Here is a 12,860-nt window from a genome sequence, read left to right on the forward strand (position 1 = left end):
TCAGTACGACGACGCATTGTCGATGTTGAAATTGTACAGTTTCCGGGCGCTGCCGTAGCGCCTGAACTCTTCTGGCCTGGCCTTGCCGTCCGCCTCGCCGCGCTTCAGCAGATCGGCGAGCAGCGCGATATGTTCCGGCCGCATCTCCTTCTCGATGCAGTCGGCACCCAGCGACTTGACCTTGCCGCGCACGAAGATCCGCGCCTCGTAGAGCGAGTCGCCCAGCGCCTCGCCCGCGTCGCCCAGCACCACAAGGTTCCCCGACTGCGCCATGAAGGCCGACATGTGGCCGATGTTGCCATGCACCACGATGTCGATGCCCTTCATCGAGATGCCGCAGCGGCTGGAGGCATTGCCCTTGATGACCAGAAGCCCGCCACGGCCCGTGGCTCCGGCATACTGGCTGGCGTCGCCGTCGATGATGACGGTGCCGCTCATCATGTTTTCGGCCACGCCGGGGCCCGCCGAGCCCTTGATGCGGATCGTCGCCTGCTTGTTCATCCCCGCGCAGTAATAGCCGGTGGAGCCGCGCACCGTGATGTCCACCGGCGCGTCCACCCCGGCGGCGATTGCGTGGGCGCCCCTGGGGTTGATGACCTCCCAGGCCGTCATGTTGGTCTGGCCCTTCAGGGCATGCAGCGAGGAATTGAGCGCGCGGAGGCCCTCGCGTTCAAGGTCGAAGGTCTGCATTCTCTCAACGCTCCCAGAAATAGACAGTGGCGGGTTCCGGTTCCCAGACGCGGGCGTCCTCGATCCCCGGCAGGTTGACCAGCGCCCGGTATTCGCTGCCGAAGGCGACATACTGGTCGGTTTCGGCCATCACCGCGGGCTTGCAGGCGATGGGGTCGCGCACGACGCCGAAGCCGTTCCGGGTGCCGACGACGAAGGTGTAGAATCCGTCCAGATCCTCCAGTCCCGCTTCCAGCGCCGAGCCCAGATCCTCGCCTTCCTTCAGCTTCTGGCTGACATAGGCGGCGGCGACCTCGGTGTCGTTCTGGGTCTCGAAGGTCATGCCCTTGCGGATCAGCTCGCGCCGGACGCCGTTGTGGTTCGACAGGCTGCCGTTGTGGACAAGGCACTGGTCCGCGCCGGTGGAAAACGGATGCGCGCCCATGGTGGTCACGGCCGATTCGGTGGCCATGCGGGTATGGCCGATGCCATGGGTGCCCCTCATCTTCGACAGATCGAACCGGGCGGCCACGTCCTTGGGCAGGCCGACTTCCTTGAAGATCTCGATGGAATCGCCCGCGCTCATCACCTTCACGCCCGGGCGCAGATGCGCAAGGGCCGAGCGGGCGGCCTCCATCTGGTCCAGCGGCACTTCCAGCACTGCATGGGTGGACTTGACCTTCATGGTCACGGGCTGGCCGAGGGCCTCATGCAGATCGCCGTCCAGGTCCTTGAAATCCTTCGCCGGGTCCGCCGACTGGATCGTCAGCTTGCCCAACCCGTCCTTCGCCCCGCTGTAGATCGCGATGCCCGCGCTGTCGGGGCCGCGGTCGGTCATGGTGATCAGCATGTCCGTCAGCATGGCACCGAGCTGCGGTTCCAGCTTCGGGTCCTTCAGGAACAGGCCAACGATGCCGCACATGGTGAGTCTCCTTCACATGGTTGAAATGACGCTAGCACCGCTTTTTCCGCCTATCAACTGGTAAGAAACAATTTTCACCTGTCGGGAAAATTGCTGCGCAAGGATTGGGCATGTGCGGTTTTTCTTGACAGATTGTCGCAGGTGCCTTTCCCTTCGGAAAACAAATTTTCCGTGCGGGGAAACGTCGGGGCCGCGTTGCACGGAGAAGCCAAGCGCCCAAGGGAGGGAGTATGGGAGACCTTAATCAGCGGATCGAGGCGATGCACAAACGCGACGTGCTGGTGGCATGGGCGTTCGTGGTCGGCCTCTGGTTTGCCGTGATCTTCGTTGCCATAGCGACCTGGGACCTTGCGCCGACGGGAGGGGCGCGGACCCTGCTGTTGATCGGCGGCGCCATCGTCCTGATCTTCAACACCGCCGCGATCCTGGCGATGCTGCGGCACTACCGCGAGGACCGCGATTTCATGTACGGCCTCGACATCAGGTTCCAGGACGAAGCCCGAGGAATGAAGACTGGGGGGAAACGCTGATGGCGCGTTACCAACCCCCAAAACAGGGCAAGACCAGCCAGCTGATCGATGTCGTGGTGCTGGTCGTGATGACCATCGGCGCGCTGTTCGTACCCCTGTGGCTGAACATGGCCGGCGCCGCGAAGTCGGTGACGAACCCCGCCACCGAGGCGACCTGGGAGGCCCTGGGCCAGAACGCCGCGCAGGCCGCGAAATACGAGGCGCTGGGCTATACGCCCGAGACCGCGCATGACCTGATCCTCGCGCGGTTCGACTACGGCTTCTCGGGGATGGCGCTGCTGACGATGGTTGCAGTCATCCTGCTTTACTACTTCCTGATCCTGCGGTTTTCCGAAGTGGAATACCGCGAGGTCATTTCAGAAAAATTCGGGGAGTAAGCCGCCATGGACCTGTGGATCTGGCTTGAATACGGCGCCTGGGGGCTTTCGGCCCTGTTGGGGCTGCACATGGTCTTCGACTGGCTGAGGACCGACTCGACCTATTCGGAAGAGGTCCTCACCTCCTCGCGCGAGGGCGAGATCGAGGCCCTGGCCGAACAGCACAAGGCCGGAGGCGCACATCATGGCTGACGTGGACATCACCTCGCAGACCATGGACGGCATGGGGCCGCACGGCACCAAGGTCGGCCTGCTGCGCGTTCTCGGCCCGGCGCATGTCTGGGCGCTGGGGGTCGGCATCGTGCTGGTCGGCGAATACATGGGCTGGAACTTCGCCGTGGGAAAGGGCGGCGCCTATGCGGCGCTGATCGCCTGCTGGTTCGCGGGGATCCTCTATTCCTGCGTCGCCATGATCGATTCCGAAGTGACCTCCACGGTCGCTTCCGCAGGCGGGCAATATACCCAGGCCAAGCACATCATCGGGCCGCTGATGGCGTTCAACGTCGGCCTCTACCTCGTCTTCGCCTACACGATGCTGGAGGCGGCGAACGCCATCACCGCGGGTTACCTCTTCTCGGTCGTGGCCTCGATGACCGGGCACGCGGCGGAACTTGACCAGCGGCCCTTCATCATCCTGGTCATCATGTTCCTGGCATGGCTGAACTATCGCGGCGTGCTGGCGACGCTGACCTTCAACCTCGTCATCACCGCCGTGGCCTTCTGCGCCATCATCGTCCTGTTCCTGTCCACCAGCGGCGTCCTCGGCGGCGGGATCATGGAACACGCCGCGCTGTTCGAGGGCCACGAACTGCCCTACGGCTGGATCGGCGTTCTGGCGGCCATGCACTTCGGCCTCTGGTACTACCTGGGCATCGAGGGGACCACGCAGGCGGCCGAGGAAGTCCGCTCTCCCGCCCGCGCGCTGCCGTTCGGAACCTTGGCGGGGATCATGACGCTGCTGATCGCGGCCACGCTGACCTGGTATGTCTGTTCCGGCATCCTGCCCTGGGAATATCTGGGCGACGGGGTGGACGGGGCGGTGGCGCCGCTGTTCGACGCGGCGCGGCTGTCGGGTTCCACGGCTCTGGTCTGGCTTCTGGGCTTCGGCACCCTCTTCGCCACCCTCGCCAGCGCCAACGGCTGCATCAACGACGCCAGCCGCGCCTGGTTCGCCATGGGCCGCGACAAGTATCTGCCCGGCTGGTTCGGCGCGGTGCATCCGCGCTATCGCACGCCTTACCGGGCCATCGTCTTTCTGGTCCCCATCGCGCTGATCTTCGCCCTTGGCGCGCCGCTGGATCAGGTCATCACCTTCTCGATCCTCTCGGGGCTCCTCGGCTATACCTTCATGCCGCTGAACATCATCATGTTCCGCCGCAAGTGGCCGCTGGAGACGATCAAGCGTGGCTATGAGCACCCGTTCCACCCGATCCCCGCGATCACGCTTCTTACCCTGTGCGGCGTGACCTTCTTCGCGGTGTTCCTGGGTTACGGGACGCAGCTGGTGGCGATGATCGGCTTCTACATCGTGGTGTCGCTGTGGTTCCACTTCTGGCGCTACCGCTTCGTGAACCGGGGGGCGCAGTTCACCATGCCCTGGCCGAAACCGCGCGGCTATTGAAAGACAGCGGCCCGTCCCGGAAGGGGCGGGCCTTTTGCCATGTCCCCTCTCCTCCCCCCTGGTCTTGCCCTCGCCGCCCTCGGCCTCTGGCTGGCGTTCCGCCTTGTCCGCGAAAGCCGCGCCCGAGCGCTGAGCCGCGCCGCCTATTTCGACGCCGTGAAACCCCTGTTCGACGGCGGCGAGACGCGCCTGGAACCCACGAGCTTTCCCCGCATGACCGGCCGCCGCGCGGGTCTTGCCTTCGACCTTAAGGCCGTCCCCGACACGCTGACGTTCCGCAAGCTGCCTGCGCTTTGGGTCATGGTGACGCTTGTCGAACCCCTGCCGCTGGAGGCCACGCTGGACCTCATGGCGCGCCCCTCGGGAAACGAGCCCTTCACCAGGTTCGCCACCCTGCCCCAATCACTACCTACCCCGCCGGGGTTGCCGGGAGAGATCGCCATCCGCAGCGATGACGCGAGGCGCATCCCAACGCCGGACCTGATCGCGCGCCATGCCGACCTGTTCCGCGACCCCCGCGTCAAGGAACTGGTCCTGTCCCCCAGGGGCCTGCGCATCGTGATCCTGGCCGAAGAGGCCGACCGCGGCCGCTATCTGATCTTCCGCGAGGCCGAGATGGGGCGCATCCCGCTTGCCCCCGCGCGGCTGACGCCGCTGCTCGACAGGCTGGCCGCGATCCGCAAGGATGTGCTGGCCCTGAAGGACACCAGATGAAACAGCCGCCGAACCCCTACCTCGTCCTGGTCGTGGCAATCATCCTGCCGGGCGTCGGTCAGGTCCTGAACCGCCAGCCGGTGCGCGGGCTGATCTTCGTCTGCTTTGCGATCCTGCTGGGGGCCTTCACCCTGAAGACCGCCGCCCCGGAGGTTTCCTTCGTGGGGAAGATTGCCGGGGGTCTGTTCGTCTGGGCGATGGCGGTGCTGGATGCCTACAAGACCGCGCGCATCCGCCACGCGGTGTGGAGCCATTCACACCAGAAGCCGTAAGAGGCCAAATTCCTTCGAAGGAATTTGCAAAAGTCTTCGAAGACTTTTGGCCTTCTATTCCCGCCACAGCGCCCCGAGCATGCCGTGCAAAGCGGCCAGAGCCTCGGCCCCGTCCTCGCAGCCTGGCCCGACCCTGACAGCCACCGTCGCCGCAAAGCCAAAAGCGGCGCGCTTTTCCGGGCGGATCGTCACCTCGAACCCCTTCGGCCCTGCGACCACGCTTTCGATGGCATCCTCGGCCCCGAAGGTCTCGTCGCTCGCCTCGAACCAGACCGGTCCGCCGCCCACCGGCTGACGGAACAGCACATAGCCATCCGCCTCATCCTCGCCCGCAGCGAAGCCTACGAACAGCATCCCCTCGTCCTCGACGACCGAGCCATAGGCCGCCTTCACCGTGATGTCGGCCATTGCCTCAATACCACTTGGCGACGGGCGGCAGGCTCATCAGCACCGCGTTTGCGTCGTGCCCGGTTTCCAGCCCGAACTTCGTGCCCCGGTCATAGACCAGGTTGTATTCGGCATAGAGCCCCCGATGCTGCAACTGCACCTCGCGGTCGGCCTCGGTCCAGGGCGTCTGAACCCGGCGTTCGGTCACGGGCAGGAAGGCGGGCAGGAAGGCCTCGCCCACGGACCGGGTGAAGGCGAAGTCGCGGTGCCAGTCGCCGGTGTTCAGGTCGTCATAGAAGATGCCGCCCACGCCCCGCGCCCGGCCGCGATGCGGGATGAAGAAGTATTCGTCCGCCCAGGCCTTGAACTTCGGGTAGTAGTCGGGCGAATGGGCATCGCAGGCCTTCTTCATCTCGGCATGGAAATGCGCGGTGTCCTCGGCATATTCGATGCAGGGGTTCAGGTCCGATCCCCCCCCGAACCACCAGGCGCCAGGGGTCCAGAACATCCGGGTGTTCATGTGGACGGCGGGCGCATGCGGGTTGACCATGTGGGCAACGAGCGAAATGCCCGACGCCCAGAACCGCGGGTCCTTGTCCATCCCCGGCACGCCTCGCGCGGCCATGGCGCGCTGCGCCTTTTCGCCAAGGACCCCATGCACTTCGGACCAGTTGACGCCGACCTTCTCGAACACCTCGCCACCGCGCATCACGCTCATGATACCACCGCCGCCATCGGCGCGGCTGGTCGGCGTAACCTCGAAGCGGCCGGGCGTTCCCTTGGCATATTTGGTCTCCAGCCCCTCGAAGGCCGCCACGATCCGGTCGCGCAGGGTTCGGAACCAGGCGGCGGCGACGGCGTTGCGGCTGTCAGTGGGATCGGTCATGATCGTGTCCTCGGAATTTGACAGCGCATGCCTAACACCCCGGCGCGGTGCTTTCCACTGTTTGAGGAGGAAGCCATGAAACGTCCCGCCCTGCTGATGCTTTGCGCACTTGCCGCCTGCGGCACACCGCAGGAACAGTGCATCAGCCGCAATACCCGCGACCTTCGCACGGTGGATCGCCTGATCGCCGAAACCCAGGGCAATCTGGACCGGGGCTATGCCTTTGAAACGATCACCGTCTACGAGGATTACTGGACCAGGTGCCCGCTGCCCCCGGTGGCCGAGGGCGAACCCCCGCCGCCACCCCGCCTGTGCCTGGACGAGCGTCCGGTCACCGAGAAACGCGCCAAGGCGATCGACCTGAACGAAGAGGCGCGCAAGCTGGACAGCCTCAAGGCCAAGCGCCGCGATCTGGCCCGCAAGGCCGAGGCGGTCATCGCCCAGTGCAAGGCCCAGTACCCGGAATGATCAGTGCGATGGCGCGCCGACCACGTCCAGAAGCCCCCGCCCCCCGTCGACGGTCAGGATCTGCCCGGTCACAAAACCCGCGGCATCCGAGGCCAGGAACTGCACCGCCTCGGCCAGCTCTGCCGGGGCGGCAATGCGGCCCAGCGGGGTCGCCTCGGCGATCTCGTCACGGTAGCCGGGGTTGTCCTTCAGCGCCGCCTGAAGGCTGGCGCTCATCACCGATCCGAAGGCGACGGCATTGACCCGGATCCCCTTCGGCGCCAAGGCCACGGCAAGCGACCGCGTCATCTGGTCCGTTGCCGCCGCTGCCATCGAATAGGCCAGAAGCTCTGGCCGCGTGGCCTGCGCCGCGATCGACGACAGGTTGATGATCGACCCCAGCATCGTGCCCGGCTCCAGCTCGGCGCGCTGCGCGTGCTGGATCATCCGCTTTGCCGTCATCTGCGAGATGCGCAGGGCCGACAGGACATTGTGGCGCCACAGCTCCTCGACCCCGTCGGCCTCGGGCGACAGGACATCCGAGATGAAGGTCCGCCGGTTCGCGTTCACCAGGATATCGACCCGATCGAAGGCATCGACCGTGGCCGACAAGAGGTTCGCAATGGTCAGCTTTTCGGTCAGGTCGCCGGAAAACATGCGGATCGGCCCCTCGGCGCGGGCTTCCTCGCCGATCTCGGCCTCCAGCTTGGCCTCATCGACGTCGGCGAACATCACGTTCGCGCCCTTGTCCACCAGGTGTCGCGCAATGGCCAGGCCGATGCCCGCGGCCGAGCCGGTGACGATGGCGGTCTTGCCGGAAACGGAGAAGGACATGTCTGACCTCGTATCAGGGTTTCGCCCGCCTGGGCTTGATGGCTTGGATAACACGAAAGCGGCTGTCGCCAGCGACGTCCCGGACCTCAAGGAAGCATTCGGCCAGCACCGCATCATAGGGGAGGTGACGGTTTGCGACCAACCAGAGGCTGCCATCGGGGGCAAGCATCCGCCGGGCCGCGCGGATGAAGGCCGCCCCGAGCGCGGGCTCTGCCGTCCGTCCGGCATGAAAGGGAGGGTTCATCACCACGGCGTCCAAAAGCGTCTCGGGCCGCCAGGTGGTCGCATCGGCCCAGTGGAACCGGGCGCGGGGATCAGGGACGTTCACCTTCGCGCAGGCCAGCGCGTCGGCCTCGGCCTCGACCAGATCCAGCCGTTTGACGTCGGCACGTTTCAGGATCTCGGCGGCCAGGAAGCCCCAGCCCGCCCCCAGATCGGCGATCTTGCCGCCCAGTTTCTGGGGCAGATGCGCGGCCAGCATCGCCGATCCCGGATCGGGACCGTCTGCCGAAAAGATCCCCGGCAGGGTCTGGAACCCGTCAACCAGGCCGGGCCGCGCCGACCAGTCCGACAGGTCCGGCCCAACGGGAAAGGATGCCAGCTTGCCGTGCGCCTTGGACAGGCTTTCCGACAGATCGACCCGGCCCCGCAGATCCTTCAGCGCCGTGTCGATCCCGTCGGTCTTCTGGCCATCCACCGCGATCCAGCCCCCGGGCGCCACCTCTGCCGCAGCCCGTGCGATCAGCGCCCGCGCCGCCTCGCGTGAGCGCGGAAGACAGACGATCGCCGCGGCATAGGGTGGCGCGGGCGTCACGGAATAGCCGGCCGCGAAATGGTCACGGTCCGGCTTGAACCCGCTCAGCACCACGACCCGGTCGCGCGGCAGGGCCGACAGGTCGTCCCCCAGCTTCGGCCCGTACACGGCCACCCGCCCCCCGGATGGCAGCGTCAGCGCGCCGGTTTCCAGCGCCAGGGTCAATCTTGCGGATCGCATGGGCGGAGGCCTCAGGCCCCCCGGTCCCTTCTGCCAGGCTGCACGATCATTCCTTTTCCATCGTGCATTGCAGCGGATGCTGATGACGCCGCGAGAAGTCCATCACTTGCGCCACCTTGGTCTCGGCCACCTCGAAACTGAAGACACCGACCACGGCAAGCCCCTTCTTGTGGACCGTCAGCATGATCTCGAACGCCTGGGCATGGTTCAGGCCGAAGAACCGCTCCAGCACATGAACGACGAACTCCATCGGCGTGTAGTCGTCGTTCAGCAGCATCACCTTGTACATCGGCGGACGCTGGGTCTTGGTCCTGGTCTTCGTCAGAATCGAGGTGTCGTTCCCCGGGCCATCCGTCTTGTCCGACATGGTCAGTGGGCGGATGGACACGAGATTCGGGCTCCGTTCCGGGTGGATTCGGGGTTGCAACAGACGAGTGAAATATAGCCTCTTTTGGCGCAGGGAAAAGGGGCGGCCATGCTGACAACGATCGGCTTCGATGCGGACGACACGCTTTGGCAGAACGAGACCTGGTTTCGGCTGACGCAGGACCGGTTCCTGCAAGTCCTCGTCGACTATGCCGATCCGGTCCATCTGCGCGAACGGCTGGAGGCGGCCGAGCGGCGGAACCTCGACTACTACGGTTTCGGGGTGAAAGGGTTTACCCTGTCGATGATCGAGACGGCGGTCGAGGTGACCGAGGGCCGGGTGCCCGCTTCGGTCATCGGCGACCTCGTCGCGATGGGGCGCGATCTTCTGGAACATCCGATGGAGCTGTTGCCCCATGCGCGCGCGACGATCACCGCGCTGGCACCAGAGTTCCGGCTGGTCCTCATCACCAAGGGCGACCTTCTGCACCAGGAAAAGAAGCTGGCGCAGTCCGGCCTGGGCGACCTGTTCGACGGGGTCGAGATCGTCTCGGACAAGACCGAGGCGACCTATCGCACGATCTTCGCGCGTCACGGCACCGGTGCCGACCAGGCAATGATGGTGGGCAATTCGCTGAAATCGGACGTCATTCCGGCATTGCAGGCCGGGGCCTGGGGCGTGCATGTGCCGCAGGATCTGGAATGGTCCTTCGAGGCCGCACTGGCGCCGGACGGCCATGACCGCTTTCATGTGGTAAAGCACCTGGGCGAAGTGCCGGCACTGGTTGATCGGCTGTGCTCCAGCCCCCACAATTAGCGACAGCTCTGCGCTGCGCCCCAAGATATGGCCGATGGTGGCAGATGGTGCAGCATCGCGGCCACTGCATCAATTGCGCCCTGAAACCCATTGGAAATTTTGGGTTTTCGGATCGCCGAACCTGTGCTAGCGTTTCGCCTGAGGCAGAATAGGGCACCGGAAAATCCGGGCCAACAGGCAAAGGGTGGGCGACGTGGCATCGCTTCTCGGGCGGATTTATCACGCTGTTTTCTTGGCATTTGTTGTCGCCACCATCGTGGTGACGTCTCCGTTGCAGGCCGCACCCTTCGCGGCCATCGTGATGGACGGTCGCACTGGCGAGGTGCTGTACGAAAAGAACGCGGATGCGCGACTGCATCCGGCGTCGCTGACGAAGATGATGACCCTCTACATCGTTTTCCAGGAAATCGAGGCCGGGCGCCTGTCGCTGGATACGATGGTGACGGTGTCCAGATACGCCGCCTCGCAGCCTCCGTCGCGGCTGGGACTGAAGCCGGGTCAGAAGATCGCCGTCCGCTATCTGATCCGCGCCGCCGCGATCAAGTCGGCGAACGATGCGGCAGCGGCGCTTGGCGACCACATCGGTGGGGACGTTGCAAGTTTCGCCAAGCGGATGACACGCACGGCACGTCAGCTCGGGATGAACAACACCACCTTCAAGAACGCAAATGGCCTGACCGCCGAGGGTCACCTGTCGACCGCCCGCGACATGAACATTCTGGGGCGGCACCTGTTCTACGATTTCCCGCAATACTACCACATCTTCTCGCGCCGGACGGCGGATGCCGGGATCGCCACGGTCGCCAACACCAACTCGCGCTTTCTGGACAGCTATGAGGGCGCGGACGGGATCAAGACCGGCTACACCGCGCCGGCCGGGTTCAACCTGACGGCCTCTGCCCATCGCGGCAACAAGCACATCATTGCGACGGTGTTCGGCGGGACTTCTTCCGCGAACCGCAATGCGAAGATGGCCGAGCTGATGGACATCGGCTTTGCCAAGGCGCGGAACAAGGTCACGGAGCAGCCGCCCAAGGTGGCGCCGCTGGACGATCCACTGGTGGCCTCGCTTGAGACGGGGATCGACGAGATCGACGCGGTCGGCGGCGCGGGCAAGACCGTGCGGGTATCGGGGGAGGTCAGGTCCTCGCCCCGCCCGAAGGCACGGCCGGATACAACCGTGGTTCCGGATGCGGTGGCGATTGCGATGGCCCAAGGCATCGACGGCGCGCTTGCCGAGGCGACTGCCGAACCCGCGCCGGAGGGCACGCTGGAGTTCCAGGCTCAGGCGATGGCCCTGGTCGAGGAAGCACCCGCCCCGACCCTGCCGGATGAAGCAGAGCCCGCCGTCACCCTGGCCGAGGCCGAGGTTCCTGAAGCCGCTCCGGGCATGGATGTCGCGCTGGCGGATGCAGCGGGTCCGGCGGGCACCGAAGACCTTCCGGCACTGGCAGCAGCCGATCCGGCCCCCGTGGCAGAGCCCGGCACGCTGGAGGCGCAGGCCGCGACACTGGCGGCTGCGGCACCTCTGGCCGAAACCCCGCTGGCCGAGGCAGGCCCTCAGGACATTCCGCCTGATCCCGCGCTGGCCGGGCTGAAGCCGAAGGCCCGCCCCGAAACTCTGGAGCCGCCGCAGATGGTGGCCGTCGCAGCCGAAGTGCCCGCACCCGAACCGGCGGCTGTGGAAGAGGTCGTCGTTGCCGACGCCGCGCCCGAGATTGTCGTGACCGACCCGGGTCTGGTTGCACGCGGCATGGACACGCCGCCGACCCTGATGGCCGAAGTCAGCGATGTCGAGACGGTGGCCGCCGGGACTGCATTTGCCTCGCCCTCGGTTGACCTTGCACCGGAGACCCCGGCCGCCCCGATGCCCAAACGGCAGGCACCGATCTTCGACGCGGTGGAGACGGCGGAGGCCGGGCCGGACCAGAGCGAGGAAGTGGTGGTCGTGATGTCCACCTCGGGCGGGCGGCACTTCGGGGTGAACGTGGGCGAGTTCCCCTCGCGCTACGAGGCCGAGAAGGCGCTGTTCAAGACGGCGCTGGCCGAAAGTGCGACGCTGAACGAGAGCCTGCGGAAGACGACCCAGTCGGGCGGGGCCTGGCGGGCAAGTTTCATGGGGCTGACCGAGGAGCAGGCCGAGCTTGCCTGCCGCCGCCTGACGGCCCGCGCGATTCCCTGCGAAACGGTGGGAGGCTGACATGGTCGCTCTGGTTTTCCCGGCTCTGCCGACGGTCACCCTGCCCGTCACCGGCCGCGCCGAACGCTTCCCGGTCCGCCGCATCTTCTGCGTCGGCCGGAACTATGCCGAGCATGCCCGCGAGATGGGGGCCGACGAGAGGGAGGCGCCGTTCTTCTTCACGAAGCCCGCCGATGCGGTGGTCGAGAGCGGCAGCCGCATCCCCTACCCGCCCGCCACGACGAACCTGCACCACGAGGGAGAGCTGGTGGTGGCGATCGGAAAGGCGGGGAAGATGGTCTCGGAGGCGGAGGCCCAGGCGATGATCTGGGGGCATGCGGCGGGGAACGACCTGACCCGGCGCGACCTGCAGGCCGAGGCGAAGGAACGCCGCCGGCCCTGGGACATGGCGAAGGGGTTCGACAAGTCGGCGGTGGTGGGCGCGATCCGGCAGGGCGCGCTGCCGGACGGGCGGCTGCGCTGTCTGGTCAACGGCATGGTCCGGCAGGAGGCGGCGCTGTCGGAGATGATCTGGTCTCCGGCGGCGATCATCGCGGCGCTGTCGCAGATGGTCAGCCTGTCGCCGGGGGACCTGATCTTCACCGGCACTCCGGCGGGGGTGGGCCCCCTGAACCGGGGGGACAGCTGCAAGGTGGAGATCGAGGGGTTGCAACCGGCGACGGTGACGATCGCCTGACGCGCCGCGCGCGGCGCATTTCTGACACTCAACGGAATCAAGTGGTTACGATTCCGCGTTAGGGTGGGGTTAACTCAAGTTCCAAGTGCAACGGTTGTTGGTGTTTTTTCGAGTTCCTCGGCGAGGGCCTGTGCTGGTGTTTTCCAGC

General features: G+C 65.9%; 17 protein-coding genes. 10 read left to right on the top strand and 7 right to left on the bottom strand.

Annotation, left to right across the window (positions count from 1 at the left end; all coding sequences use genetic code 11):
* Together D5084_RS12750 and D5084_RS12755 are read right to left on the bottom strand one after the other, a co-directional pair.
* Entirely contained in the window at positions 1-690 is a 690-nt protein-coding gene (locus tag D5084_RS12750; RefSeq protein WP_128515874.1) for a GltB/FmdC/FwdC-like GXGXG domain-containing protein, read from the bottom strand.
* A gap of 4 nt (positions 691-694) precedes the next feature.
* On the bottom strand, positions 695-1,591 hold the full coding sequence (locus D5084_RS12755; RefSeq protein ID WP_128515875.1) for a class II glutamine amidotransferase: 897 nt from the start codon (positions 1,589-1,591) through the stop codon (positions 695-697).
* Positions 1,592-1,821: 230 nt separating this feature from the next.
* Here D5084_RS12755 and D5084_RS12760 point away from each other — a divergent pair, with 230 nt between their 5' ends.
* The 6 genes from D5084_RS12760 to D5084_RS12785 are packed head-to-tail and all read left to right on the top strand — an operon-like array spanning position 1,822 to position 5,105.
* Positions 1,822-2,121, top strand: a complete 300-nt coding sequence (locus D5084_RS12760) for a hypothetical protein (RefSeq protein WP_238382639.1) — start codon at positions 1,822-1,824, stop codon at positions 2,119-2,121.
* The gene (locus tag D5084_RS12765) at positions 2,121-2,498 is read left to right on the top strand and encodes a hypothetical protein (protein ID WP_128515876.1); all 378 of its coding nucleotides are present in this window, start codon (positions 2,121-2,123) and stop codon (positions 2,496-2,498) included. Before D5084_RS12760 ends, D5084_RS12765 begins: the two co-directional genes overlap by 1 nt.
* 6 nt (positions 2,499-2,504) lie before the next feature.
* On the top strand, positions 2,505-2,690 hold the full coding sequence (locus tag D5084_RS12770; protein ID WP_128515877.1) for a hypothetical protein: 186 nt from the start codon (positions 2,505-2,507) through the stop codon (positions 2,688-2,690).
* Positions 2,683-4,119, top strand: a complete 1,437-nt coding sequence (locus tag D5084_RS12775; RefSeq protein ID WP_238382640.1) for an APC family permease — start codon at positions 2,683-2,685, stop codon at positions 4,117-4,119. Before D5084_RS12770 ends, D5084_RS12775 begins: the two co-directional genes overlap by 8 nt.
* Positions 4,120-4,158: 39 nt before the next feature.
* Positions 4,159-4,833, top strand: coding sequence for a hypothetical protein (locus D5084_RS12780; RefSeq protein ID WP_128515878.1), 675 nt, complete (start codon positions 4,159-4,161; stop codon positions 4,831-4,833).
* A complete protein-coding gene (locus tag D5084_RS12785; RefSeq protein WP_128515879.1) occupies positions 4,830-5,105 on the top strand; it encodes a hypothetical protein in 276 nt (91 codons plus the stop codon). Before D5084_RS12780 ends, D5084_RS12785 begins: the two co-directional genes overlap by 4 nt.
* A 54-nt stretch (positions 5,106-5,159) precedes the next feature.
* On the opposite strand, the gene D5084_RS12790 is transcribed toward D5084_RS12785, so the two are convergent.
* Positions 5,160-5,513 carry a hypothetical protein gene (locus tag D5084_RS12790; protein WP_128515880.1) on the bottom strand — a complete coding sequence of 118 codons (354 nt, stop codon included), beginning with the start codon at positions 5,511-5,513 and terminating at the stop codon, positions 5,160-5,162.
* 4 nt (positions 5,514-5,517) lie between these two features.
* Positions 5,518-6,378, bottom strand: coding sequence for an oxygen-dependent coproporphyrinogen oxidase (hemF, locus tag D5084_RS12795; RefSeq protein WP_128515881.1), 861 nt, complete (start codon positions 6,376-6,378; stop codon positions 5,518-5,520).
* A 75-nt stretch (positions 6,379-6,453) separates the two neighbouring features.
* Here hemF and D5084_RS12800 point away from each other — a divergent pair, with 75 nt between their 5' ends.
* On the top strand, positions 6,454-6,846 hold the full coding sequence (locus D5084_RS12800; protein WP_128515882.1) for a hypothetical protein: 393 nt from the start codon (positions 6,454-6,456) through the stop codon (positions 6,844-6,846).
* Here the strand turns inward: D5084_RS12800 and D5084_RS12805 are convergent, their stop codons facing one another.
* From D5084_RS12805 to clpS, 3 genes are read right to left on the bottom strand one after another with little or no spacing between them, the layout of a single operon-like run.
* The gene (locus tag D5084_RS12805) at positions 6,847-7,659 is read right to left on the bottom strand and encodes an SDR family NAD(P)-dependent oxidoreductase (protein WP_128515883.1); all 813 of its coding nucleotides are present in this window, start codon (positions 7,657-7,659) and stop codon (positions 6,847-6,849) included. It abuts the gene before it with no gap.
* 13 nt (positions 7,660-7,672) lie between these two features.
* Positions 7,673-8,653, bottom strand: a complete 981-nt coding sequence (locus D5084_RS12810; protein ID WP_128515884.1) for a class I SAM-dependent methyltransferase — start codon at positions 8,651-8,653, stop codon at positions 7,673-7,675.
* Positions 8,654-8,699: 46 nt separating this feature from the next.
* Complete coding sequence (gene clpS / locus D5084_RS12815) at positions 8,700-9,020, bottom strand: ATP-dependent Clp protease adapter ClpS (protein ID WP_162302435.1); 321 nt, start codon at positions 9,018-9,020, stop codon at positions 8,700-8,702.
* A gap of 108 nt (positions 9,021-9,128) precedes the next feature.
* Here clpS and D5084_RS12820 point away from each other — a divergent pair, with 108 nt between their 5' ends.
* The 3 genes from D5084_RS12820 to D5084_RS12830 all read left to right on the top strand — a co-directional run bounded on the left by D5084_RS12820 (position 9,129) and on the right by D5084_RS12830 (position 12,712).
* Entirely contained in the window at positions 9,129-9,836 is a 708-nt protein-coding gene (locus tag D5084_RS12820) for an HAD family hydrolase (RefSeq protein WP_128515886.1), read from the top strand.
* Positions 9,837-10,068: 232 nt separating this feature from the next.
* Positions 10,069-12,036 carry a D-alanyl-D-alanine carboxypeptidase family protein gene (locus tag D5084_RS18760; protein ID WP_274378897.1) on the top strand — a complete coding sequence of 656 codons (1,968 nt, stop codon included), beginning with the start codon at positions 10,069-10,071 and terminating at the stop codon, positions 12,034-12,036.
* Between the two features lies 1 nt (position 12,037).
* A complete protein-coding gene (locus tag D5084_RS12830) occupies positions 12,038-12,712 on the top strand; it encodes a fumarylacetoacetate hydrolase family protein (RefSeq protein ID WP_128515887.1) in 675 nt (224 codons plus the stop codon).
* The last annotated feature ends 148 nt before the right edge of the window (positions 12,713-12,860 follow it).

The organism is Tabrizicola thermarum (assembly GCF_003574395.1).
Lineage (GTDB): Bacteria > Pseudomonadota > Alphaproteobacteria > Rhodobacterales > Rhodobacteraceae > Tabrizicola > Tabrizicola thermarum.

What these genes read in the sequence shown, in the direction of transcription:
- D5084_RS12775 (WP_238382640.1), top strand. Translation starts at nt 2,683, where the DNA reads ATGGCTGACGTGGACATCACCTCGCAGACCATGGACGGCATGGGGCCG.
- hemF (WP_128515881.1), bottom strand. Translation starts at nt 6,378, where the DNA reads ATGACCGATCCCACTGACAGCCGCAACGCCGTCGCCGCCGCCTGGTTC.
- D5084_RS12805 (WP_128515883.1), bottom strand. Translation starts at nt 7,659, where the DNA reads ATGTCCTTCTCCGTTTCCGGCAAGACCGCCATCGTCACCGGCTCGGCC.
- D5084_RS12760 (WP_238382639.1), top strand. Translation starts at nt 1,822, where the DNA reads ATGGGAGACCTTAATCAGCGGATCGAGGCGATGCACAAACGCGACGTG.
- D5084_RS12830 (WP_128515887.1), top strand. Translation starts at nt 12,038, where the DNA reads ATGGTCGCTCTGGTTTTCCCGGCTCTGCCGACGGTCACCCTGCCCGTC.
- D5084_RS12765 (WP_128515876.1), top strand. Translation starts at nt 2,121, where the DNA reads ATGGCGCGTTACCAACCCCCAAAACAGGGCAAGACCAGCCAGCTGATC.
- D5084_RS12770 (WP_128515877.1), top strand. Translation starts at nt 2,505, where the DNA reads ATGGACCTGTGGATCTGGCTTGAATACGGCGCCTGGGGGCTTTCGGCC.
- clpS (WP_162302435.1), bottom strand. Translation starts at nt 9,020, where the DNA reads ATGTCGGACAAGACGGATGGCCCGGGGAACGACACCTCGATTCTGACG.
- D5084_RS12800 (WP_128515882.1), top strand. Translation starts at nt 6,454, where the DNA reads ATGAAACGTCCCGCCCTGCTGATGCTTTGCGCACTTGCCGCCTGCGGC.
- D5084_RS12820 (WP_128515886.1), top strand. Translation starts at nt 9,129, where the DNA reads ATGCTGACAACGATCGGCTTCGATGCGGACGACACGCTTTGGCAGAAC.
- D5084_RS12810 (WP_128515884.1), bottom strand. Translation starts at nt 8,653, where the DNA reads ATGCGATCCGCAAGATTGACCCTGGCGCTGGAAACCGGCGCGCTGACG.
- D5084_RS12780 (WP_128515878.1), top strand. Translation starts at nt 4,159, where the DNA reads ATGTCCCCTCTCCTCCCCCCTGGTCTTGCCCTCGCCGCCCTCGGCCTC.
- D5084_RS12755 (WP_128515875.1), bottom strand. Translation starts at nt 1,591, where the DNA reads ATGTGCGGCATCGTTGGCCTGTTCCTGAAGGACCCGAAGCTGGAACCG.
- D5084_RS12790 (WP_128515880.1), bottom strand. Translation starts at nt 5,513, where the DNA reads ATGGCCGACATCACGGTGAAGGCGGCCTATGGCTCGGTCGTCGAGGAC.
- D5084_RS12785 (WP_128515879.1), top strand. Translation starts at nt 4,830, where the DNA reads ATGAAACAGCCGCCGAACCCCTACCTCGTCCTGGTCGTGGCAATCATC.
- D5084_RS12750 (WP_128515874.1), bottom strand. Translation starts at nt 690, where the DNA reads ATGCAGACCTTCGACCTTGAACGCGAGGGCCTCCGCGCGCTCAATTCC.